This is a genomic window from Pseudomonas taiwanensis DSM 21245 (genome assembly GCF_000425785.1).
Taxonomy (GTDB): Bacteria; Pseudomonadota; Gammaproteobacteria; order Pseudomonadales; family Pseudomonadaceae; genus Aquipseudomonas; species Aquipseudomonas taiwanensis.
Genome location: NZ_AUEC01000005.1, coordinates 289,008 through 311,650, shown reverse-complemented (window position 1 = coordinate 311,650; position 22,643 = coordinate 289,008). Strand labels below are relative to the sequence as shown.

The window sequence follows — 22,643 nt, the reverse complement described above, 5'->3', positions numbered from 1 at the left end:
TCGTCGCAATGCTCAATGCTGAACAACGTGCAATCATCAAGGCCACTGTCCCGCTGCTCGAAAGCGGTGGTGAAGCGCTGACCACTCATTTCTACAAGATGATGCTCAGCGAATACCCCGAAGTGCGTCCCCTGTTCAACCAGGCTCACCAGGCCAGCGGTGACCAGCCTCGCGCGCTGGCCAACGGTGTGCTGATGTATGCCCGCCATATCGACCAGCTTGAACAGCTGGGCGGCCTGGTTGGCCAGATCATCAACAAGCACGTCGCCCTGCAGATTCTCCCGGAGCATTACCCGATCGTCGGCAGCTGCCTGCTGCGGGCCATCGAGGAAGTGTTGGGCAAGGAAATCGCCACCCCCGAAGTGATCGCGGCCTGGGGCGCTGCCTACGGCCAGCTGGCCGATATCCTGATCGGCGCGGAAGAGCACTTGTACAAACAGAAGGAAGAGGCCGCCGGTGGATGGCGTGGCGCCCGTGAGTTCCGCCTGGTCCGCCGCGCGCAAGAGAGCAGCGAAATCGTTTCGTTCTACTTTGCTCCGCTGGATGGCAAGCCGGTGCTCAAGGCCGAGCCGGGCCAATACATTGGCCTGCAGCTGTTCATCGACGGGGTCGAGCAGCGCCGCAACTATTCGCTGTCGGCGCTGTGCGACGGCAAGGAGTACCGGATCAGCGTCAAGCGCGAGGCCGGTGGCAAGGTATCCAACTACCTTCACGACCAGCTTGTCGTCGGCGATACCCTGCAGCTGTTCCCACCATCGGGCGACTTCACGCTGACCGCCAGCGACAAGCCCTTGGTATTGATCAGTGGAGGTGTGGGTATCACCCCGACCCTGGCGATGCTGGAGGCGGCGCTTGAGACCAAGCGTCCAGTGCATTTCATTCACTGTGCGCGCAATGGCGCTGTGCATGCCTTCCGCGACTGGATCAGCGCGTTGGCCGAACGTCACCCTCAGTTGCAGCACTTCTATTGCTATGCCGAAGCGGATGGCAGCAACGACGCCCATGCGGTTGGCCTGCTGAGCGAGGATCTGCTGGCCGAATGGATGCCGGTCGAGCGTGACGTGGATGCCTACTTCCTCGGGCCCAAGGGCTTCATGGCGGCGGTCAAAGGCTACCTGAAGGGGCTGGGCGTTCCGGAGCAGCAGAGCCGCTACGAGTTCTTCGGGCCGGCGGCCGCGCTGCAGTGATGTGCTGACCCTGCAGGCCTGATCACAGAGGTACCACGGTGACCCGGTGGGAGCGGCCTCGCGACGCAGAGTCGCTCCCTCAGGTGGTTGCCTATATAGAAGGAATGATGAATCAGCATTGACCATCTTTCACCTTTAATCCTCCTTTAATCACTGTATCCTTCACTCCCGGGTGTCGAGGGGCTTGTCCCTGCGCGGCACCTGGGTAGCTTTTTTGCTGGCCGACGTTGAACCGACGCCGCAGCAACAGGTCTCAGCCATCTCTGGATAGTGCAGCGCTGCCATGCCTCGTCCTCGACATGCTCAAAGGTCAAACCGGCGTGTAGACTTGCGCAAGGCAGGCGAATCACACGCTGCCACTCTCCATCGAAGGAATCGGCAATGAACGAACAAACATCGCGCCTTAATCGGGAACGGCGCTTTCTGGTGCTGCTGGGGGTGATCTGCCTCTCCCTGATTGGCGGCGCGCTCTACATGCAAGTGGTGCTCGGTGAGGCGCCTTGCCCGTTGTGCATCCTGCAGCGCTACGCATTGCTGTTGATTGCCGTGTTCGCGTTCATCGCCGCAGCCATGCCGGGACGTCGCAGCCTGACCTTCTTCGAGGCATTGGTGGTGCTCAGCGCGATTGGCGGAATCGTTGCGGCGGGCAACCATGTGTATATACTCGCCAACCCGATGGTCAGTTGCGGCATCGATACCCTGCAGCCGATCGTCGATGACCTGCCGTTGGCCAAGCTGTGGCCGCTGGCGTTTCAGGTCGACGGCTTCTGTAGCACGCCGTACCCGCCGATCCTCGGTTTGTCGCTGGCGCAATGGGCGCTGGTTGCATTCGTCCTTACCACCGTTCTGGTACCGCTGGGGATCTACCGCAACCGACGTGGGGCTTAGACAAAAGTCCCGATTTCCACGTGGTCTTTTACGCCGCGTGAGAAGAGCGAAAAGTCACCTCCCGCTTGATCCAGGTCAATCTCAAAGCCTTGCAGAATGCGGCTTCCAGGGCTATCAAGCGGGGTGCGACAAACTGTCGCGAAGTTGATTTTTTCAGGGTCATTGTTGCGGATTCTGTAAAAGACTGTTGCTCAATAAGTCATAGTCAAGGGTAAGCGACCTATCTACAATCGCCCCCAATTTCCGTTCGGCACTGCTTGCGAGTCGCAGGATTGAAGGAAGCCGCAGCGCTCCTTTTTGCTGACTTCGTCAAGTTTCGCCCAACGGCGATACCGGGCGGACCCCCCTCCGCGTTTTCCCGCACCAAACGGACTTGGTCTGAAGTACAGGCCTGTTGCCTACGAAACCATAAGCACCGCTAACCCGCTTGACGCCAAGGTTCCTGCAGTCGGACCCCGGGCAGGAGCGAGTACGGGCGCGAAATGCCGCACTTGGCAGGACGAAGTGTTGGCTACCAAAACACAAATTGCATTGAAGCAAGCTGATCTAGAGGTCGTGAGATGAGTAAAAAGCGTTACCCCAGACTGTTTGGCATATTGCCCTTTTTAGGCATGCTTTTACTCAGTGGGTGCAACTGGACCCTGCTCGACCCGAAAGGTCAGGTCGGCATTGAGCAAAAGAACCTCATCCTTATCGCTACCGGCCTGATGCTGCTGGTGGTGATTCCGGTCATCATCATGACCGTGGTTTTCGCCTGGAAGTACCGCGCTTCCAACAAGGCCGCCACCTACACCCCTGACTGGTCGCACTCGACCAAGATCGAGGCCGCGGTGTGGATCATCCCGATCCTGATCATCATCGCCCTGGGCTGGTTCACCTACCACTCCACCCACAAGCTGGACCCGTACCGTCCACTGGATTCCGATGTGAAGCCGGTGCAGATCGACGTGGTCGCGCTGGACTGGAAATGGCTGTTCATCTACCCGGAGCAAGGTATCGCCACGGTCAACAAGATCGTCTTCCCGGCTAACACCCCGGTCAACTTCCGCGTCACCTCCGACGCCGTGATGAACTCGTTCTTCATCCCGGGCCTGGGCGGCCAGATCTACGCCATGGCCGGCATGACCACCAAGCTGCACCTGATCGCCAACGAAAACGGCGAGTTCGACGGTATCAGCGCCAACTACAGCGGCGCTGGCTTCACCGGCATGAAATTCAAGGCCACTGCAACCTCCCAGGAAGACTTCGACAAGTGGGTCGCCGAGGTCAAGCAGTCGCCGAAGAAGCTGGACAAGGCCGAATACGAAGCCTTGGCCAAACCAAGCGAAAACAACCCAGTCGCGCTGTACAGCGAGGCCTCGCCTGACCAGTTCCAGATCATCGTCGACAAGTACGAAGGCATGAACCGCGGTCGTCCGAGCCACGAAGAAGCAGGCAGCAAAGATCTGGCCACTACCAAGGGTGTGGAATCGAGTATGCAACCAGCTGCCGGTGCAGAGGAGTAAGAGATGTTCGGTAAATTAAGCCTGGAGGCGATACCCTATCACGAGCCGATAGTCATGGTGACACTCGCCATTATCGCGCTCGGTGGTATCGCTTTGGTCGGTGCTATCACCTACTTCCGCAAGTGGACCTACTTGTGGACTGAGTGGCTGACCACGGTCGACCACAAGAAAATCGGGGTGATGTACATCATCGTCGCGATGGTCATGCTGCTGCGCGGCTTCGCCGACGCCATCATGATGCGTACCCAGCTGGCCGCCGCCACCGGTGGCTCCGAAGGCTACCTGCCGCCTGAACACTATGACCAGATCTTCACCGCTCACGGTGTGATCATGATCATCTTCATGGCGATGCCGTTCTTCACCGGCCTGATGAACCTTGCCGTTCCTCTGCAAATCGGTGCACGTGACGTTGCCTTCCCGTTCCTGAACTCCCTGAGCTTCTACCTGCTGCTGGCAGGCGTGCTGTTGGTCAACATTTCGCTGGGCGTTGGTGAATTCGCCAAGACCGGCTGGGTTGCCTATCCGCCGCTCGCGGGCATTCAGTACAGCCCTGGGGTGGGTGTCGACTACTACATCTGGGCGCTACAGCTCTCAGGCTTGGGTACGACACTGACAGGCGTGAACTTCCTCGTCACCGTGATGAAGATGCGCGCCCCTGGCATGAAGCTGATGGACATGCCGATCTTCACCTGGACCTGCACCTGGGCCAACGTGCTGATCGTGGCTTCGTTCCCGATCCTGACCGCTGCACTCGCGCTGCTGACTGTTGACCGTTATCTGGACTTCCACATCTTCACCAACGAGCTTGGTGGGAACCCGATGATGTACGTCAACCTGTTCTGGGCGTGGGGTCACCCTGAGGTTTACATCCTGATCCTGCCGGCCTTCGGTGTGTTCTCGGAAGTGACCTCGACCTTCGCTGGCAAGCGTCTGTTCGGCCACCACTCGATGATCTACGCATCGGGCGCAATCGCCGTTCTGGGCTTCGCTGTATGGCTGCACCACTTCTTCACCATGGGTGCAGGCGCCAGCGTCAACACCTTCTTCGGTCTGGCGACGATGCTGATCTCCATTCCGACCGGTGTGAAACTGTTCAACTGGCTGTTCACCATCTACCAGGGCCGTCTGCGCTTCACCGCGCCGATCATGTGGACCCTGGGCTTCATGATCACCTTCTCCATCGGTGGCATGACTGGCGTTCTGCTGGCTGTTCCGGGTGCTGACTTCGTGCTGCACAACAGCCTGTTCGTAATCGCTCACTTCCACAACGTGATCATCGGTGGTGCGGTATTCGGCTATATCGCCGGCTTCGCCTACTGGTTCCCGAAAGCCTTCGGTTTCACCCTGAACGAGAAGTGGGGCAAAGCTGCCTTCTGGTTCTGGATCTCGGGCTTCTACGTAGCGTTCATGCCTCTGTATGCCTTGGGCTTCATGGGTATGACCCGTCGTCTGAACCACTCCGACAACCCACTGTGGGAACCCTACCTGTACGTTGCCGTCGTCGGCGCCGTGCTGATCCTGTTCGGTATCGCTTGCCAGCTGATCCAACTCTACGTTTCGGTCCGCGACCGCAACCAGAACCTGGACGTGACCGGCGACCCGTGGGGCGGTCGTACCCTGGAATGGTCGACTTCGTCGCCACCTCCGTTCTACAACTTCGCCCACATGCCTGAGAAGGTTGGCCTGGATGCCTGGCACGAAGCCAAGGAAGCCGGTGTCGCCTACAAGGCTCCGGCCAAGTACGAAGCGATCCACATGCCGAGCAACACCTCTACCGGTTTGTTCATGGGCCTGTTCCTGACCGTCTTCGGCTTCGCCTTCATCTGGCACATCTGGTGGCTGGTTGGCGCGAGCCTGGTTGCAACCATCGCTGTCTTCGTTCGCCACGCTGCGCGTGACGACCAGGGCTACATGGTTCCGGCCGAAGAAGTGGCGCGCATCGAAGGCGAGCGCATGAAAGCGCTGGCCAAAGCAGGTGCTCTGCCTGCCGGCGCACGTGTCGAATCGTTTGAGCGGGTGTAATCAATGTCCAGTCAAGTAATGCACGGTGCTGCTCATGGTCACGACCATGGGCATGACGACCACCACCACGACTCGGGCCAGATGACCGTCCTCGGTTTCTGGCTGTACCTGATGACCGACTGCATCCTGTTTGCGTCGCTCTTCGCCACCTACGCGGTGCTGTCCGGCAGTTTTGCCGGCGGCCCGTCGGGTCATGACATCTTCCAGCTCGATTTCGTAGCTGTTGAAACCGCCTTCCTGCTGCTGTCGTCGATCACCTTCGGCTTCGCCATGCTGCAGATGTTCAAAGGCAACAAGGGCGGCGTGCTGGGCTGGTTGGCCATCACCTTCCTGTTCGGTGCTGGCTTCATCGCGATGGAAATCTATGAGTTCCATCACCTGATCAACGAAGGCTACGGCCCGAACCGCAGCGGTTTCCTGTCGGCGTTCTTCGCGCTGGTAGGTACCCACGGTCTGCACGTAACCGCCGGCCTGATCTGGATGGCTGTTCTGATGTATCAGATCAGCACCAAGGGCATCACGCCGACCGCCAAGACCCGCATGAGCTGCCTGAGCCTGTTCTGGCACTTCCTGGACGTGGTCTGGATCTGCGTATTCACCGTCGTCTACCTGCTGGGGGTTCTGTAATGGCTAACGCACACGACACTCATCACGAAGGTAACCACGGTAGCGTCAAGTCCTACATGATCGGCTTCGTGCTGTCGATCATCCTGACTGCGATTCCGTTCGGCCTGGTGATGTTCCCAAGCCTGCCGAAGAACCTGACCGTTCTGGTTGTTGTGGCCATGGCCGTCATCCAGGTAGTAGTGCACCTCGTGTACTTCCTGCACATGGACCGCTCGAAAGAGCAGCGTTCCAACGTGTCGACGTTCCTGTTCACCACTCTGGTTATTGCACTGCTGGTCGGCCTGTCGCTGTGGATCATGTTCAACATCCACATCGAAATGATGGCCAAGTGAGGTAAGACTGCATGTCCGTGAAGCACTTTATCCAAATCACCAAACCGGGGATCATTTTCGGTAACGTGCTTTCCGTGGCAGGCGGTTTCTTCCTTGCCGCGAAGGGCCATGTGGATTTCGCCCTGTTCCTGGCGGTGGTGGTAGGGACTTCTCTGGTGGTGGCGTCCGGTTGCGTGTTCAACAACTGCATCGACCGCGACATCGACCAGAAGATGGAACGCACCAAGAACCGTGTCATGGTTCAGGGCGGCATGCCGCTGCCCCTCGCGCTGGCCTATGCCACCCTGCTTGGGGTGGCTGGCTTCAGCTTGCTGTATGTACAGGCCAACCCGCTGTCGGCGTTCTGTGCGCTGATCGGTTTCATCGTCTACGTCGGTTTCTACAGCCTGTGGCTGAAGCGCAAATCGGTGCACGGCACCTTGGTCGGCAGCCTTTCGGGTGCCATGCCTCCGGTGATCGGCTACTGCGCCGTGAGCAACAACTTCGACCTGGCTGCAGTGACCCTGCTGGTGATGTTCAGCCTGTGGCAGATGCCACACAGCTTCGCGATCGCCATCTTCCGCTTCAAGGACTACAGCGCTGCCAACATTCCGGTCTTGCCGGTGGCTCGCGGTATCCTGGCGGCGAAGAAGCAGATCGTGCTGTACGTGCTGGCCTTCGTGCTCGCAACCCTGATGCTTACCCTCGGCGGTTACGCCGGCCTCGGCTACCTGGCCGTGGCAGCAGCCATGGGCCTGTACTGGCTCTATATGGCATGGGGTGGCTACAAGGCCGAGGACGACAACAAGTGGGCTCGCAAGGTATTCGGTTTCTCCATCCTCACCGTCACTGCGCTTAGCGTGATGATGTCGGTGGACAGCCAGACCGCTGCGGACGTACTGATGACCTACGCACGCTGATTCAGACGCCTGTTTCACGAAGACCCCGGCCATGTGCCGGGGTTTTTCATGGGCGTCTTCCTGTGCAGCCCCGTTCGCCGGTGAGCTCGTTCCGAGGCATGTGGTTGATCCTGTAGGAGCGGGTTGGTCGGCGAAAGGGCTGCTCGTCAAACCATGAACTTGAAATATTCAATAAAATCGTCTGAAAAGGTCTAACAAAACAGGAAATTATCATTTACAGATAACCTGTATCGGCATTATCTTCTGATTCAGGCCGCCGCAGCGGCCAGCGTCGCTCGGACGGTTCCGGGCGCTTACGTTCTCAGAGGAAACCATGGCCAATCCAGGTTCGCCGCGCCGCTTCGCGCGCATCGATCGTCTCCCCCCTTACGTCTTCAACATCACTGCCGAGCTCAAGATGGCGGCCCGTCGCCGTGGCGAGGACATCATCGACCTGAGCATGGGCAACCCCGACGGGGCCACGCCGCCGCACATCGTCGAGAAGCTGGTTCAGGTCGCACAGCGAGAAGACACCCATGGCTATTCCACCTCGCGCGGTATTCCGCGCCTGCGTCGTGCGATCTCCAACTGGTACAAGGATCGCTACGAGGTCGACATCGACCCGGAAAGCGAAGCCATCGTCACCATCGGTTCGAAAGAAGGCCTGGCGCACCTGATGCTTGGCACCCTCGACCATGGCGACACGGTGCTGGTGCCCAACCCGAGCTACCCGATTCACATCTATGGCGCGGTCATCGCCGGCGCGCAGGTGCGTTCTGTGCCGCTGGTGCCGGGTGTGGACTTTTTCAACGAGCTCGAGCGAGCGATTCGCGAGTCGATTCCCAAACCGAAGATGATGATCCTTGGGTTTCCCTCCAACCCTACCGCGCAATGCGTGGAGCTGGACTTCTTCGAACGCGTGGTGGCGTTGGCCAAGCAGTACGACGTGCTGGTAGTGCACGATCTGGCCTACGCCGACATCGTCTACGATGGCTGGAAAGCGCCGTCGATCATGCAGGTTCCGGGGGCCAAGGACATTGCGGTGGAGTTCTTCACCCTGTCCAAGAGCTACAACATGGCCGGCTGGCGTATCGGTTTCATGGTCGGCAACCCGGAGCTGGTCAGCGCCCTGGCGCGGATCAAGAGCTACCACGACTACGGTACCTTCACCCCGCTGCAGGTGGCCGCGATTGCTGCACTTGAGGGCGACCAGCAATGCGTGCGTGATATCGCCGAGCAGTACCGCCAGCGGCGCAACCTGCTGGTCAAGGGGCTGCACGAGCTGGGCTGGATGGTCGAGAACCCCAAGGCGTCGATGTATGTCTGGGCGAAGATCCCGGAGCAGTACGCACACCTGGGTTCGCTGGAGTTTTCCAAGAAGCTGCTGGCCGAGGCCAAGGTTTGTGTGTCGCCGGGGATTGGCTTCGGGGACTATGGCGATGACCATGTGCGCTTTGCCCTGATCGAGAACCAGGACCGGATTCGCCAGGCGATTCGCGGCATTCGCCAGATGTTCCGAGCTGACGGCCTGGCCCGTAAATAGCACACGGGCAGGGGCTGTGAAGCGGCCCCTGCCATTGCCGGATCAACGGCAAACTATTTTTGCATTACCCCTCTTCTCAGCCGACCTGGCTTCGATTACAAATGGCGCGCGGGCCAACCCCGATAACAACAACCTTCCCTCCGTGCCATCATGTCCGAATACAACCCTTGCCTTGACTGCGGCGCCTGCTGCGGGTATTTCCGTGTGTCCTTTTTCTGGGGCGAATGCCAGTCTGCCGGCGGCCTTGTGCCGGATGACCTGGTGGTGCAAATCAACCCGACGCGTGTTGCCATGATCGGCACCGACGCCAAGCCTTGCCGCTGCGTGAGCCTGCAGGGCGAGATTGGCAAGGAAGTCGCGTGCACCATCTACGCCAACCGTTCCAGCCCATGCCGCGAGTTCGAGGCGTCTTGGGAGGGTGGGGTGCATAATCCAAGTTGCGACGATGCGCGGGCGTTCTATGGCCTGCCTCCGTTGACGCCACCAGAGGCCAACGAGCCGCATTGGCCGGATGATGGGGCCGAGGTGGCCTGAAGCGTCAGCTGTAAGAAGGTTCTGAATCTGAAACCGAATGCTTCAGTAGGGCAGGGGGCGGTGCGCGTGCAGACTTCGGTCTGGCCGTGTCGCGACCTGTACGTCATCCAGCCCGGCATCCGGCTCGACCACGCCTTCGATGAGCTGCCGGTGGTGCTGGGCTTGAGGCGTGTTCGCCGATAGAGCTGCAGCGTTCTTGAGATCGAGCGCCGCCCGCGCGGCGCATCGCGAGCAAGGCTCGCTCCTACGTCTGTTTCGGGCCAATGAGTCCTGCGGGATTTGCACGCGAACGCCTGGCTGCATAGCGCGATACCGTGCCGTACAAACAAGGCGGTCGCGCGCGCCTGTCACTGGCGTTACTGGCCCGAAACAGACGTAGGAGCGAGCCTTGCTCGCGATGCGCCGCGCGGGCGGCGCTCGGTTTCAGCACCACCGCAAACGCCAGACATGCACCCGCCGCCCACTCCAAACCCAAGCCATACCCCCACCCACCCCACATGACGTTAAACTGTCATCTCCCCAGCCATGGACAGGAGATCCGGCGTGACCCCACCCCGCAGTTTCCCCAGTGACCTCTGCCTCGACAGCCCGCGCCTGCAGTTGCGCCCGATGCGCCACGCCGACGCTGCACAATGGCTGAAGATCATGGCCGACCCCGAGGTCATGCGTTACTGGCACCACGCACCCTGGCAAGACCTTGCCGAAGCCCAGAGCGCACTGGCCGCCGACCGCGAAGCGTACGCCAATGGCGACCAGCTCAAGCTGGGCATGTATCGCCGTGACAACGGCGCACTGATCGGCATGGTGCAGCTGTTCAATATCGATGACGTCTCCCGTCGTGGCGAAATCGGCTATTGCCTGGCCAGCGCCGTGCAGGGCAGGGGCTACATGGATGAAGCGCTGACCTGCTTCATCGATTACCTCGCCCACACCTTGCACATGCGCCGCCTTGAAGCGGAAATCGACCCGCGCAACAGCGGTTCGGCCCGTACCCTGGAACGCCAGGGATTCGTATTGGAAGGCACGCTGCGAGCACGCTGGTGCGTGGCGGGCGAGCTGTCCGACTCGGGGATATACGGTCTGTTACTTGAGCCGCCTGTCGTCTGACCGCCCGGTGCTGTATGGTCGGCAATCTCGACGATTGAGCACGGAGCCGCCGTTTGCCAGCTTTCTACCTCACCTTGAGTCTCGCCTTGTACCTGCTCTGCCTGGCGTTCGATGGCGCCCTGATGGGCGCTGATCGGCACATGCCAGCACTGCAGATGCTGCTTTACGGGCCCTGGGGCGTGCCCTTCGGGTTGTTCCAGTGGTTCGCCAATCCGCTGCTGGCATTGGCATTCCTGAGCCATCGGCGCTTCCGACGGCTGGCCCTGGGGCTGGGTTTGGGGGCGCTGTACCTCGCCGCCAGCAGCTTCGGCATTGAACGCCTGCCCGATAACATCAGCTATGAGTTCCATGAGCGAACCGGCTTTGGTGCGGGCTTCTACCTGTGGCTGGCGGCAATCGTCGTGTTCTGTGCCGGCCAGGCCTGGCAGTGTTGGAAGGCCCGCAGCCGTGACGATGTGCCAGGTTGGAACTGGCTGGATGTGGCATTGATTGCGGCGCTTGGGGTGACCTTTTATGCCGCCACGCAGATGCCATCGTTGCGCTTCGAGCCTGGCAAGGTGCTGATGCCGCCGGAGCAGCCGCGGGCATTCTGATGCTCGCCAGGAGGGACGATGATGATCAGACATTTTTTGATAGGCCTTGCAGTGGCCGGTTTGCTGCCGCAGGCATGGGCCGAGGAAAACTCGCAGGGCTATGGCCAGTGCATGGACAAGGCGGCCAGTACGGCGGCAATGAGTGCATGCATTCAACAGGAGACCGCGCTGCAGGACCAGCGGTTGAACCGGGTCTACAAGCGGCTGATGGCCAAGCTCGATGCCGGTCAGCAGAAGCGTCTGCGGGAGGTGCAGCGCCAGTGGATCGCTTATCGCGACGGCAACTGCCAGTTCCATGTGCAGGCCAGTGGCGGGACCATGGCTCTGCTTGAAGGTGGAATGTGCATGCTGGACATGACTCGGGAGCGGGCGGGGGAGCTGGATCGGGTGCTCAGCCCTGGGCAGTGATGTGGGGGCTCCGTCACGCTCGCCGGCAAGCCGATTCCTGGCGCAGTCCTCGCCGGAGCCGGCTTGCCGGCGATGGTGTCAGTGCGCAAGTCGCGCAGCCATCCTTTATCGCTTCCGCGCCTTCAGGTACTCACGCACCTCGCGTGCATCGCCGGCAAACTCGATGCGTTCGGCCTTGGCCTCGCGCTGGTAGGCGTACATCGGGTCGTAGTACTCGTTGAGCAAGCCCTCGATCCAACCCCGGTGCAGGTCCACCGCGCCGCAGCGCTGCTGTTCGTCCAGCGCCTGGCGCATGATCTCGGACAAGCGCTGGAAACGCTCGCCGCCCAGGCGTTTGTGGATATTGCTCATGCTTTGCAGCATGCGCTCGGCGAACAGTCGTTGACCAAGATCCTCGCCGTGCAGTGCGATGAATTCGGCGCTCAGGTTGACCACGTAATCGCGCAAGATGCGCTCCACGCGGTTCTCGAAGCTGTCCTCCAACCACACCATCGGATATTGCTGCATGCCCTGGTACAACTCCAGCGGCACCGAGCAACTGCCGACAATACGGCCTTCATCCTCGAGCACGAACTGGTCGATGCCGCGAGCGCGCTTCTTCAGTACGTCGATGGCCAGGCGGTTCTCGAAGTCGATCTGCGAAGGCTGTGCGGTGGCACGCTTGCCGAAACTGGATCCGCGATGGTTGGCATGGCCTTCCAGGTCGAGCACGTTGCTCAGCTGGTGCAAGACATCGGTCTTGCCGGTGCCGGTCAGGCCGCCCACCAGCACGAAATCGCATTGCGCCACCGCCTGCAGGGTGGTTTCCAGCAGGAACGTGCGCATGGCTTTGTAGCCACCCTTGATGCGTGGGTAGTCAATGCCGGCCTCGTCACGCAGCCACTGCTGGACGATCAGCGAGCGTAGGCCGCCGCGGGCGCAGTACAGGTATCCGTCGGGGTGGGCCTTGGCAAAGCTGGCCCAGGCATGCAGGCGCTCGCGCTTGGTAGTGCCGCTGACCAGTTGGTGGCCCAGGGTGATGGCGGCGGCCTGGCCTTGTTGCTTGTAGCAGGTGCCAACCTTCTGCCGTTCCTGATCGGTCATCAGCGGCAGGTTGACGGAGCCCGGGAAGGCCCCCTTGGCAAACTCGATGGGCGCGCGCATGTCCATCATGGGCGCGTCGTCGAGGAACAGCTGGCGAAAATCGGTGCAGTCGGGGCGCATCAGATCACCTCGACCGCGTGGCTCTGTCGCTCGACCAGCGCGCCGATCGGCGCGAGCTTCAGGCCAAGCGCTGCAGCTACGTCGAGAAACTCCGCTTCACCCTCTGGAGTAACGGCTACCAACAGGCCGCCGCTGGTCTGCGGGTCGCACAGCAGGTGCTTCTGCTCGTCGCTCAAGGCGCCGATCTTGTGGCCATAGCTGTCGAAGTTACGCAGGGTGCCTCCTGGGATGCAGCCCTCGGCCAGGTAGTGGTCGACACTGGGTAGACGCGGTACGGCTGTGTAGTTCAGGTGCGCGGTCAGGCCACTGCCTTCGGCCAGTTCCACCAAATGGCCGAGCAGGCCGAAACCGGTCACGTCGGTCATGGCCTTGACGCCGTCAAGCTTGCCAAAGCGGCTGCCGGGGGTGTTGAGGGTGCACATCCAGTCACGGGCCAGGCCGTGGTCCTGTTCGCGCAGCTTGGCTTTCTTCTCGGCGGTGGTGAGGATGCCGATGCCCAAGGGTTTGGTCAGGTACAGACGGCAGCCCACGGTAGCGGTGTCGTTGCGCTTGAGGTGATGCTTGCTGACCACGCCGGTGACGGCCAGGCCGAAGATCGGTTCCGGGGCGTCGATGGAGTGGCCACCTGCCAATGGAATGCCTGCTTCGGCGCACACGGCGCGCCCGCCACGGATCACCTCGCGAGCCACTTCCGGTGGCAGTACGTTGACCGGCCAGCCAAGAATGGCGATGGCCATCAAGGGGTCGCCGCCCATGGCGTAGATGTCGCTGATCGCATTGGTGGCGGCGATGCGGCCGAAATCGTACGGGTCATCGACGATGGGCATGAAGAAGTCGGTGGTCGAGACCACGCCACGTTCATCGTCCAGTGCGTAGACGGCGGCATCGTCGCGGGAGGCATTGCCCACCCAGAGCTTCGGGTCGAGGGCCTGTGCACCGCTTTCGGCGAGGATCACGTCCAGCACCTTGGGAGAGATCTTGCAGCCACAGCCGGCACCGTGGCTGTATTGGGTCAGGCGAATCGGCTCGCTCATATGCACCTCGTGCGCTCAATGATGTTGCGCGATTGTAGCAAAGCTGGTCTTTGCGCCATGGACTCTTATACTTGCCACGGTCGGCGCGGATGCCGGCCCTTTCCCCGCTATTGAACCGGAGAACCCCAATGCTCAAACGCCCTCTGGCCATTGCAGCCGGACTTGCGCTGTCTTGCTGCGCCGTCATCGCCCAGGCTGCCGATACCCTGCGAGTCAGTGCCATCCCAGACGAAGCGCCAACCGAACTGCTGCGCAAGTTCAAGCCGCTGGGAGAATATCTGTCCAAGCAGCTGGGCATGGACGTGAAGTTCGTGCCGGTGGCCGATTACCCGGCAGTGGTCGAATCGCTGGCGTCCGACCGCTTGGACCTGGCCTGGCTGGGAGGCTTCACCTTCGTCCAGGTGCACCTGAAGGACCCCAAAGCTACGCCATTGGTACAACGTGAACAGGACGCGCAATTCACCTCCAAGTTCATCACTGCCAATCCGGACGTCAAGAGCCTGGCCGACCTGAAGGGCAAGTCCTTCGCCTTCGGTTCGATCTCGTCCACTTCCGGTAGCTTGATGCCGCGTTACTTCATGCTCAAGGAAGACAACATCAAGCCGGAGAGCTACTTCAGCCGCGTGGCCTACTCCGGTGCGCACGACGCGACGGTTGCCTGGGTTCAGGCCGGCAAGGTCGATGGTGGCGTGCTCAATGCCAGCGTATGGCAGAAGCTGGTCGATGCCGGCAAGGTCGACACCAGCAAGGTCAAGGTGTTTGCCACTACCCCGGCCTATTACGACTACAACTGGACCGTGCGCGGCAACATGGATCCGCAGCTGAAGGAAAAGATCAAGAAGGCCTTCCTCGACCTCGACCCGGCCAACCCGGAGCACAAGGCGATCCTCGACCTGCAGGCCGCCAGCCGCTTCATCGAGACCCAGCCTGAGAACTATGCAGGCACCGAGCAAGCGGCACGTGAGGCCGGCCTGCTCAAGTGACTATCCATCTTCACAACGTCGACCTGCGGCACGGCCAGGTTCGTGCCTTGAATGCCGTCAACCTGCGGATCGAGCAGGGTGAACGGGTTGCGATCATCGGTCCTTCAGGGGCTGGCAAATCCAGCCTGTTGCACCTGATGGCGACGGCCATCGAGCCCAGTGCCGGCCGCCTGGAGGTGTTTGGCGAACAACCCTGGAGCCTGTCCGCAGGGGCTCGTCAGCGTTTGCGCACGAGGGTGGGGCTGGTGCATCAGGCACCGCCCTTGCCGCCGCGCCAGCGAGTGGTAACGGCGGTGCTGGCCGGCCGACTCGGACGGTGGGGCACCCTGCGTGGCTTGCTCAACCTGCTTTACCCAAGCGACGTGCCGGGGGCGCGTCAGGCGCTGGCCGAGCTGGGGCTGGCCGATAAACTGTTCGTGCAGTGCGGGCAGTTGTCTGGCGGCCAGTTGCAGCGGGTCGGCATCGCCCGGGCGCTTTACCAGCAGCCTGAACTGTTGCTGACCGACGAGCCGGTGTCGGCCATGGACCCCGTGTTGGCCGATCACAGCCTGGCCTTGCTCAACCGCCACGCCATGACCAATGGCGTGACCCTGGTGGCGAGCCTGCATGCCGTGGACCTGGCTCTGGCGCATTTCCCTCGGGTGGTAGGCATCCGTGATGGCCAGGTGGCGTTCGATTGCCCCGCGGCGGCGGTCAGCGAAGCACGCCTGGATGCGCTGTATGCCAACGAGCAACTGGCGTCGCCCCCCACGACCAGCCCGACGTTGACGGTACAGATTCCACGATGCTGAAATCCGATGTCCGCGACCCGGCGCTGCTGCCGCGCTTATTGCTGAGCCTGATTGCCGTGGCCCTGTTGTGGCCCGGTTTGCAGTTGAGCGAGCTCGATCCTGGTGTGTTGCTGCAGGCAGAGAACCGGCAGCAGATCGCCAGTTTCACCCGCGCGTTCTGGCCGCCAGCCCATGACCACGAGTTCCTGGCGCTGTTGTATCAGTCGACGTTGCAGACCCTGGCCGTGGCCACTGCCGGTATGGCCCTGGCGCTGCTGCTGGCGGTGCCGGCCAGCCTGATGGCCAGCCGCGCCCTGTCGTTGCGCGCAGCCTCCAGGGGCGGTAGGGCAGGGCTGTGGTCGCGGTTGTTGCGCATGCCCGTGCGCGGCCTGCTGATCTTCCTGCGCAGTGTGCCGGAGATCGTCTGGGCGCTGCTGTTCGTGCGCGCCGTGGGGCTGGGGCCGACAGCCGGGGTACTGGCCATCGCCATTACCTACAGCGGTATGCTCGGCAAGGTCTACGCAGAGATCTTCGAGTCGGTCGACCAGCGCCCGGCCCATGCGTTGCTGCAGGCCGGCAGTGGCCGACTGACCGCATTCTTCTACGGCATTCTGCCCACGGCTGGAGCCGAGGTCGTGTCCTACACCGTATACCGCTGGGAGTGCGCGGTGCGCGCTTCGGTGGTGATGGGCTTCGTCGGCGCCGGTGGGCTTGGCCAGCAGATAGACCTCTCGATGCGCATGTTCGCCGGTGCTGAAGTGGCAAGCATGCTGCTGGCGTTTCTGGTGCTGGTATTTCTGGCCGACCAACTCAGCCGCTTCCTGCGGGGGAGGTTGGCATGAACCGGGTGATCAACCTGCTGGTGGTCGCTGTCATCATCGCGGCGGTGGTGGCGTCTTTCGCATACCTTGAGCTGGATCTTCATGCGGTGGTCGGCAACGGTGGCCTGGGGCAGATGGGTGAGTATGCCGGGCGGTTCCTGCGGCCTGACCTGACTGGCGAGCACCTGCGCGCAGTGGGGCGTGGTGCCCTGGAAACCCTGGCCATGTCCGGGATGGGCACCCTGCTTGCAATGGGCTTGGGGATGCTGCTGGCATTGCCTGCGGCAGGGCGTTTCGGCTGGCTGCTACAGGCTGCCGCGCGCCTGCTGCTGAACGCCCTGCGGGCCATACCTGAACTGGTATGGGCTGCGTTGACGGTGCTGGCTGCCGGGCTTGGGCCGAATGCCGGTACCCTGGCGCTGGCACTGCATACCGCCGGGGTATTGGGGCGTCTGTTCGCCGAAGCGTTGGAGAATGCGTCACCGGAACCGGCGGCGGCCATTCGTTTGCAAGGTGGTAGCCAGCTGGCTGCGTTCTGTTTCGGGACGTTGCCCAACCTCTGGCCTCAGCTGCTGGCCTACAGTTTGTACCGCTGGGAAAACAACATCCGCATGGCCAGCGTGCTGGGTTTCGTCGGCGCGGGGGGATTGGGGCAGATGCTTTACACCACCTTGAGCCTGTTCCAGGAAGCGCAGGCCAGTACGGTGATCATTGCCATGCTGGTGCTGGTGCTGCTGGTCGATGCGTTGAGTGATCTGTTGCGCCAGCGGTTCGTGCGCGCCTGATAGAGGGACCGGCCGCTTTGCGGCCCCCCCGCTGGCAAGCCGGCGCCTACACCCGTTCCCCGCGCTGCGCCTCGCGCTGCATCGATTCCAGGTTCCGCTCGATCGTTTCGCAGATGGTGTCCATCTGGATTTGGTGCTCGCTGAACTTGAACGGGCTCTGCAAGTCGGTGCCGATACGCTCGATGGCCAGCAACATGAACCCCACTACCGTCGACGCCAGGGGCGTGAACCACCCCAGCGATTCCACCAGCCCGATTGGCACGATCAGGCAGAACAAGGTGATGAACAGCCGTGGGAAATACACATAGGGGTAGGGCAGGGGCGTGTTGGCGATTCGTTCCATGCCGCCCTGGGCATTGGAGAGGTCCACCAGGGTGGACTCCAGCCGCGCCAGACGGATGCTGTCCAGGCGGCCAGCCTGGTATTCCCTGGCCAACAGGGTTGCCGAACCGCTGAGAATATCGTTGGCGAAATTGTTGGAACGGTTGCGCCGCTCGAACTCGTCCAAGGGGATGAACGCCATCAGTTCATCCGGGCAGGCCGCGCCCTTCAAGTGTGCCGCCAGGCAGTTGACGTAGGCGATGTGCCTGCGCAGCAGGGTTGCCTTGGCCGGGTTCAGGCCCTCCGTGGGGTCGTCGATCAAAGTCAGCGTCTGCCGGGCAAAGCTGCGAGAGCTGTTCACCAACGCGCCCCAGAGTGTCCTGGCCTCCCACCAGCGGTTATAGGCACTGCTGTTGCGAAAACTCACCAGCACCACCAGCGCCGAACCCAGCAGGGTCAGCGGGATCAGTGGCAGGGTGAACTTGCTGTTGAAGAACAGCATGAAGTCGATGGTGACCAGCACATCCCAGATCAGCAGCCAGAACAGCGACCAACCGATGTAACCGAAAGTCTTCACCACCAGGCGGTACTGGCGGGCGATGAGGTTCTTCACACGCGCTACCTCGAAACGTGGGCGATGCAGGTTCGGACGTCGAGGAGAAGGGAAGGTTCGCTGTAACGGGACCAAGGGTTTTAGGCGCTGTATGAAAAGTCTTGCTACTCGGTGAGGCTGCGTTGAAAACAGCCTGACCTTCGTCTCAAGACTTTTCACGCAGAGCCTGGCAAAGGTGAAGGGTCAACCTATCACTTGCTTCATTTGCACCAGCGCCACCCGCTTGCCATCCGGGGTGTGCCGTTCTTCGATTGCGAAGGGCGCGAAACCAAGCGATGGATAAAGCAGCAGGCCCGCGGTGTTGTGGTTGAAGCACGACACCCACACCTCCCGCGCCGCGAATTGTTCGCGGGCCAGATCGACCATGCGTTGCACCAGATAGCGCGCCACCCCTCGGCCACGCGCCGCCGGCGCCACGACGACATTGCCCAATGCGCAAACCCCGCCCCTTTCTGCCTTGTAGAAGTTGGCGAAGCCCAGAACCACGCCCTCGCCCTCGACCACCGTCGAGCCACTGCGCTGGGCGATGGCGTCGCTCAACTGAGCAGGTGTCAGCGGGTAGCTGGCCTTGGGGAACATGTAGAACAGTTCGTCCGGACCTTGGGGGAAACAGCAGATGACGGGTATATCGGCGGTTTGCGCGGGGCGATGTGTCAGGAGCATGGGGCAGCGTTCCTTACTGATGATTGCTCATGGTCCGTCATCTTCCATCGGTGGCGCCGATCGGACAAGCTGCCCCTGAACGCTTTAGCCTCCTGGGTTGGCGGTTGCCACATAGCCCTTGATGGCTGGCGGCGTCGCGCGAGGATTGGCCTTGCGCGCCTGCAGGTACTGGAAACGTCGCCATTCCTTGGCAATTTCGCTGTAGGACATGAACACACTGACGCGCTCACGCCCGGCCAGGTCCGGCCGGCTCTGCGCGTCGATCTGCTTCGTGGGGATGAACGCGACGCTGATACCCACCACCTTGCCGTCTCCAGCAAACACCGGGCCGCCAGACATGCCCTTGACCATCGGCCCGTCGTGTACCGAATAAAACACACTGCCTGGCGTACCTTCCAGGCGTACCAGCGATGGCAGGGCATGACCGGTGCCCTGAACGGGGACCATGAAGCTGTTGAAACCTACCGCCGTGACCGACTCGCCCGGCACATACTGGCGCCAGGTGGGAACCTGCGCCGCCTTGTGCTTGAAGAACACCACGTCGCCGAGGCCTTCGTGGACCACGTTGCGCAGGAAGGGCGTGTGTTTGGCGGTTACCGCATAGTCTTCATTCCACTGAATGGCCGAGGCCATCAGCAGCATCGGCAGCGGAGCACCTGAGGTGACCACGAAAGCCTGGTCGTAGACGGGATCTGAGACGTAGGAGGTTGGCATTCCATTGCACCCACTGAGCAGCATCATTGCAGCCAGGCAGGGCGCGGTTTTTTTCATGGCACACACAGAGGTGGAAAAACGGGAGCGCAACTATGGCCAGATGACATCATTCGATCAATGCTTTCTGCGTATATCCGACGAATAACATCCTAAGTAGAGGCTTGGCTGCTGGCCAATAGAATCCAGGCATGGCTGCAGGCGGCACAGTCGTTGGCGTGGCGCCAATTAATGGCGTGTCATTGGCAGGTTCGGTGCGGTAGCAAGGGTACAGGGCAGGAGCCTGGTTACAGGCACAAAAAAACCGACCATAAGGTCGGTTTTCTTCGGATTTGGTGCCCCGAGGGAGACTCGAACTCCCACTCCTTTCGAAAACGGATTTTGAATCCGCCGCGTCTACCAATTCCGCCATCAGGGCGTGTGGCGCGCAGTATAGAGAGGTGTCTTGGGTCGGTCAATCGTGTTTCATAGTCAATTTTCACACATTGGGCTAAACTTTGCGGCCCTGTCGAACCGAACACCATCATGCGCGTCGCCGATTTTTCTTTCGAACTCCCCGATTCCCTGATCGCTCGTCATCCGCTGGCCGAGCGCCATGGTAGCCGTCTGCTGGTCCTCGATGGACCTAGCGGGGCGCTGGCGCACAAGCAGTTCCCCGATCTGCTCGACTACCTGCGCCCTGGCGACCTCATGGTATTCAACAATACCCGGGTGATCCCGGCGCGGCTGTTTGGCCAGAAGGCTTCCGGCGGCAAGCTGGAGGTGCTGGTAGAACGGGTGCTCGACAGCCACCGGGTTCTGGCCCATGTGCGCTCCAGCAAGGCGCCAAAGGCCGGCTCGCTGATCCTCATCGACGGTGGTGGCGAGGCCGAGATGGTCGCGCGCCACGAAACGCTGTTCGAACTGCGCTTCACCGAAGAGGTGCTGCCGTTGCTTGAGCGGGTAGGGCACATGCCGTTGCCGCCCTACATCGACCGCCCGGACGAAGGCGCCGACCGTGAACGCTACCAGACTGTGTATGCCGAGCGTGCGGGCGCGGTAGCGGCACCCACTGCCGGGCTGCACTTCGACGAAGCGTTGTTGGAAAAAATCGCCGCCAAAGGCGTGGAACGGGCCTTCGTCACCCTGCACGTGGGGGCGGGCACCTTCCAGCCAGTGCGGGTCGACAAGATCGAAGACCACCACATGCACAAAGAGTGGCTTGAGGTGAGCCAGGAGGTGGTCGATGCCATCGATGCCTGCCGTGCGCGCGGTGGCCGAGTGGTGGCGGTCGGTACTACCAGCGTACGTTCGCTGGAAAGCGCGGCCCGCGATGGTGTGCTCAAGGCTTTCAGCGGCGACACCGATATCTTCATCTACCCAGGCCGTCCCTTCCATGTGGTCGACGCCCTGGTCACCAATTTCCACCTGCCGGAGTCCACGCTGCTGATGCTGGTCTCGGCCTTCGCCGGTTACCCCGAAACCATGGCCGCCTACGCGGCGGCGGTCGAGCAGGGGTACCGCTTCTTCAGTTACGGTGATGCCATGTTCATCACCCGCAATCCGGCGCCACGCGGCCCAGAGGATCAAGCATGAGTCGCACCTGTCGAATGTCCTTCGAACTGCTGGCCACCGACGGCAAGGCCCGTCGTGGCCGTCTGACCTTCCCACGTGGCACGGTGGAAACCCCGGCGTTCATGCCGGTGGGTACCTATGGCACGGTCAAGGGCATGCTGCCGCGTGACATCGAGGCCATCGGCGCCGAGATCATCCTCGGCAATACCTTCCACCTGTGGCTGCGTCCAGGTACCGAGGTGATCAAGAAGCACAACGGCTTGCACGATTTCATGCAGTGGAAAGGCCCTATCCTCACCGACTCCGGTGGTTTCCAGGTATTCAGCCTGGGTGCCATGCGCAAGATCAAGGAAGAGGGCGTGACCTTCGCCTCGCCGGTGGACGGCTCCAAGGTGTTCATGGGCCCTGAAGAGTCCATGCAGGTCCAGCGCGACCTGGGTTCGGACATCGTCATGATCTTCGACGAGTGCACGCCGTATCCGGCCGAGCACGACGTGGCGCGCACCTCCATGGAGCTGTCGCTGCGCTGGGCCCAGCGATCAAAGAACGCCCATGGTGACAACACAGCGGCACTGTTCGGCATCGTCCAAGGTGGCATGTACCAGGACCTGCGCATGCGCTCGCTGGAAGCGTTGGTCAACATCGACTTCGACGGCCTTGCCATTGGCGGCCTGTCGGTGGGCGAACCGAAGCACGAAATGATCAAGGTGCTGGATTACCTGCCGGCGCAGATGCCTGCTGACAAACCTCGTTACCTTATGGGGGTAGGCAAACCGGAAGATCTCGTTGAGGGTGTGCGCCGCGGCGTCGACATGTTCGACTGCGTGATGCCGACGCGCAACGCGCGTAACGGCCATCTGTTCGTCGATACAGGGGTGATCAAGATCCGCAATGCGTTCCATCGCCACGATGATTCGCCGCTGGACCCGACCTGTGATTGCTACACCTGCACCAACTTCTCCCGTGCCTATCTCCATCACTTGGACAAGTGCGGCGAAATGTTGAGCAGCATGCTGAATACCATCCACAACTTGCGCCATTACCAGCGCTTGATGGCCGGTTTACGCGAGGCTATTCAACAGGGTAAATTGGCCGCCTTTGTCGACGCCTTTTATGCCAAACGCGGGCTGCCTGTGCCGCCTTTGGACTGACTGTTCGCTCTTATTATTAAAACTTAGCAACTGGAGTGCCCAATGAGCTTCTTGATTCCCGCCGCTTACGCGGATGCTGCTGCACCTGCCGCCGGCCCCGCCGGTACTGGCTTCGAGTGGATTTTCCTGGTTGGCTTCCTGGTCATCTTCTACCTGATGATCTGGCGTCCTCAGGCCAAGCGTGCCAAGGAGCAGAAGAACCTGCTGAGCAACTTGCAGAAAGGTGACGAAGTTGTCACCAACGGCGGTATCGCTGGCAAGATCGTCAAGGTTTCCGATGATTTCGTGGTTCTGGAAGTTTCCGACAACGTCGAGCTGAAGTTCCAGAAGGGCGCCGTGGCTGCGACCCTGCCAAAAGGTACGCTCAAGGCTATCTGAGTTACCGTTTTTTCTTACCAGTCGGGGCGCGC

At 61.2% G+C, this 22,643-nt stretch carries 24 protein-coding genes and 1 tRNA gene; 19 read left to right on the top strand and 6 right to left on the bottom strand.

Annotated features, from left to right (window positions below; all coding sequences use genetic code 11):
• The first annotated feature begins 8 nt into the window (after nt 1-8).
• The 12 genes from hmpA (at nt 9) to H620_RS0101400 (ending at nt 11,624) form a co-directional block, all read left to right on the top strand.
• Nucleotides 9-1,187 carry an NO-inducible flavohemoprotein gene (gene hmpA, locus H620_RS0101455; protein WP_023382262.1) on the top strand — a complete coding sequence of 393 codons (1,179 nt, stop codon included), beginning with the start codon at nt 9-11 and terminating at the stop codon, nt 1,185-1,187.
• Between the two features lie 381 nt (nt 1,188-1,568).
• On the top strand, nt 1,569-2,075 hold the full coding sequence (locus tag H620_RS0101450; RefSeq protein WP_023382261.1) for a disulfide bond formation protein B: 507 nt from the start codon (nt 1,569-1,571) through the stop codon (nt 2,073-2,075).
• A gap of 560 nt (nt 2,076-2,635) precedes the next feature.
• Entirely contained in the window at nt 2,636-3,580 is a 945-nt protein-coding gene (gene cyoA, locus H620_RS0101445; RefSeq protein WP_023382260.1) for a ubiquinol oxidase subunit II, read from the top strand.
• Nucleotides 3,581-3,583: 3 nt separating this feature from the next.
• Nucleotides 3,584-5,602 (top strand): cytochrome o ubiquinol oxidase subunit I, encoded by a 2,019-nt coding sequence (cyoB, locus tag H620_RS0101440; protein ID WP_023382259.1) that lies wholly within the window; start codon nt 3,584-3,586, stop codon nt 5,600-5,602.
• 3 nt (nt 5,603-5,605) lie between these two features.
• Nucleotides 5,606-6,229 carry a cytochrome o ubiquinol oxidase subunit III gene (cyoC, locus tag H620_RS0101435; RefSeq protein WP_027906615.1) on the top strand — a complete coding sequence of 208 codons (624 nt, stop codon included), beginning with the start codon at nt 5,606-5,608 and terminating at the stop codon, nt 6,227-6,229.
• Nucleotides 6,229-6,561 carry a cytochrome o ubiquinol oxidase subunit IV gene (gene cyoD / locus H620_RS0101430; RefSeq protein ID WP_023382257.1) on the top strand — a complete coding sequence of 111 codons (333 nt, stop codon included), beginning with the start codon at nt 6,229-6,231 and terminating at the stop codon, nt 6,559-6,561. Before cyoC ends, cyoD begins: the two co-directional genes overlap by 1 nt.
• 11 nt (nt 6,562-6,572) lie before the next feature.
• Nucleotides 6,573-7,460, top strand: coding sequence for a heme o synthase (cyoE, locus tag H620_RS0101425; RefSeq protein ID WP_023382256.1), 888 nt, complete (start codon nt 6,573-6,575; stop codon nt 7,458-7,460).
• Nucleotides 7,461-7,773: 313 nt separating this feature from the next.
• Nucleotides 7,774-8,982 carry an alanine transaminase gene (gene alaC, locus H620_RS0101420; RefSeq protein ID WP_023382255.1) on the top strand — a complete coding sequence of 403 codons (1,209 nt, stop codon included), beginning with the start codon at nt 7,774-7,776 and terminating at the stop codon, nt 8,980-8,982.
• 150 nt (nt 8,983-9,132) lie between these two features.
• Nucleotides 9,133-9,516: a YkgJ family cysteine cluster protein gene (locus tag H620_RS0101415; protein WP_023382254.1), complete on the top strand. Its 384-nt coding sequence runs from the start codon at nt 9,133-9,135 to the stop codon at nt 9,514-9,516.
• A 543-nt stretch (nt 9,517-10,059) separates the two neighbouring features.
• Nucleotides 10,060-10,623, top strand: coding sequence for a GNAT family N-acetyltransferase (locus tag H620_RS0101410; protein ID WP_027906614.1), 564 nt, complete (start codon nt 10,060-10,062; stop codon nt 10,621-10,623).
• A 53-nt stretch (nt 10,624-10,676) separates the two neighbouring features.
• On the top strand, nt 10,677-11,216 hold the full coding sequence (locus H620_RS0101405) for a hypothetical protein (protein ID WP_023382252.1): 540 nt from the start codon (nt 10,677-10,679) through the stop codon (nt 11,214-11,216).
• Between the two features lie 21 nt (nt 11,217-11,237).
• The gene (locus tag H620_RS0101400; protein ID WP_023382251.1) at nt 11,238-11,624 is read left to right on the top strand and encodes a lysozyme inhibitor LprI family protein; all 387 of its coding nucleotides are present in this window, start codon (nt 11,238-11,240) and stop codon (nt 11,622-11,624) included.
• Nucleotides 11,625-11,729: 105 nt separating this feature from the next.
• On the opposite strand, the gene mnmH is transcribed toward H620_RS0101400, so the two are convergent.
• Entirely contained in the window at nt 11,730-12,827 is a 1,098-nt protein-coding gene (gene mnmH / locus H620_RS0101395; RefSeq protein ID WP_027906613.1) for a tRNA 2-selenouridine(34) synthase MnmH, read from the bottom strand.
• A complete protein-coding gene (gene selD / locus H620_RS0101390) occupies nt 12,827-13,861 on the bottom strand; it encodes a selenide, water dikinase SelD (RefSeq protein WP_023382249.1) in 1,035 nt (344 codons plus the stop codon). The genes mnmH and selD overlap by 1 nt, the downstream gene beginning before the upstream one ends.
• A gap of 128 nt (nt 13,862-13,989) precedes the next feature.
• Between selD and H620_RS0101385 the strand changes: the two genes are divergently transcribed.
• From H620_RS0101385 to phnE, 4 genes are read left to right on the top strand one after another with little or no spacing between them, the layout of a single operon-like run.
• Nucleotides 13,990-14,844: a putative selenate ABC transporter substrate-binding protein gene (locus H620_RS0101385; protein WP_027906612.1), complete on the top strand. Its 855-nt coding sequence runs from the start codon at nt 13,990-13,992 to the stop codon at nt 14,842-14,844.
• A complete protein-coding gene (locus tag H620_RS0101380; RefSeq protein WP_023382247.1) occupies nt 14,841-15,635 on the top strand; it encodes a phosphonate ABC transporter ATP-binding protein in 795 nt (264 codons plus the stop codon). The genes H620_RS0101385 and H620_RS0101380 overlap by 4 nt, the downstream gene beginning before the upstream one ends.
• Nucleotides 15,629-16,456, top strand: coding sequence for a PhnE/PtxC family ABC transporter permease (locus H620_RS0101375; RefSeq protein ID WP_027906611.1), 828 nt, complete (start codon nt 15,629-15,631; stop codon nt 16,454-16,456). The genes H620_RS0101380 and H620_RS0101375 overlap by 7 nt, the downstream gene beginning before the upstream one ends.
• On the top strand, nt 16,453-17,220 hold the full coding sequence (phnE, locus tag H620_RS0101370) for a phosphonate ABC transporter, permease protein PhnE (protein WP_023382245.1): 768 nt from the start codon (nt 16,453-16,455) through the stop codon (nt 17,218-17,220). The genes H620_RS0101375 and phnE overlap by 4 nt, the downstream gene beginning before the upstream one ends.
• A gap of 46 nt (nt 17,221-17,266) precedes the next feature.
• Here the strand turns inward: phnE and H620_RS0101365 are convergent, their stop codons facing one another.
• The 4 genes from H620_RS0101365 to H620_RS0101350 form a co-directional block, all read right to left on the bottom strand.
• A complete protein-coding gene (locus tag H620_RS0101365) occupies nt 17,267-18,154 on the bottom strand; it encodes a bestrophin family protein (protein ID WP_027906610.1) in 888 nt (295 codons plus the stop codon).
• Nucleotides 18,155-18,337: 183 nt separating this feature from the next.
• Nucleotides 18,338-18,817 carry a GNAT family N-acetyltransferase gene (locus H620_RS0101360; RefSeq protein ID WP_023382242.1) on the bottom strand — a complete coding sequence of 160 codons (480 nt, stop codon included), beginning with the start codon at nt 18,815-18,817 and terminating at the stop codon, nt 18,338-18,340.
• Nucleotides 18,818-18,901: 84 nt separating this feature from the next.
• Nucleotides 18,902-19,555 (bottom strand): trypsin-like peptidase domain-containing protein, encoded by a 654-nt coding sequence (locus H620_RS0101355; protein ID WP_027906609.1) that lies wholly within the window; start codon nt 19,553-19,555, stop codon nt 18,902-18,904.
• Between the two features lie 306 nt (nt 19,556-19,861).
• Nucleotides 19,862-19,946, bottom strand: a tRNA-Leu gene (locus H620_RS0101350).
• A 107-nt stretch (nt 19,947-20,053) separates the two neighbouring features.
• Between H620_RS0101350 and queA the strand changes: the two genes are divergently transcribed.
• The 3 genes from queA to yajC are packed head-to-tail and all read left to right on the top strand — an operon-like array spanning nt 20,054 to nt 22,611.
• A complete protein-coding gene (gene queA / locus H620_RS0101345) occupies nt 20,054-21,103 on the top strand; it encodes a tRNA preQ1(34) S-adenosylmethionine ribosyltransferase-isomerase QueA (RefSeq protein WP_023382224.1) in 1,050 nt (349 codons plus the stop codon).
• 14 nt (nt 21,104-21,117) lie between these two features.
• Complete coding sequence (gene tgt / locus H620_RS0101340; RefSeq protein WP_162144435.1) at nt 21,118-22,233, top strand: tRNA guanosine(34) transglycosylase Tgt; 1,116 nt, start codon at nt 21,118-21,120, stop codon at nt 22,231-22,233.
• 42 nt (nt 22,234-22,275) lie between these two features.
• On the top strand, nt 22,276-22,611 hold the full coding sequence (gene yajC, locus H620_RS0101335; RefSeq protein ID WP_023382222.1) for a preprotein translocase subunit YajC: 336 nt from the start codon (nt 22,276-22,278) through the stop codon (nt 22,609-22,611).
• Nucleotides 22,612-22,643: the final 32 nt, after the last annotated feature.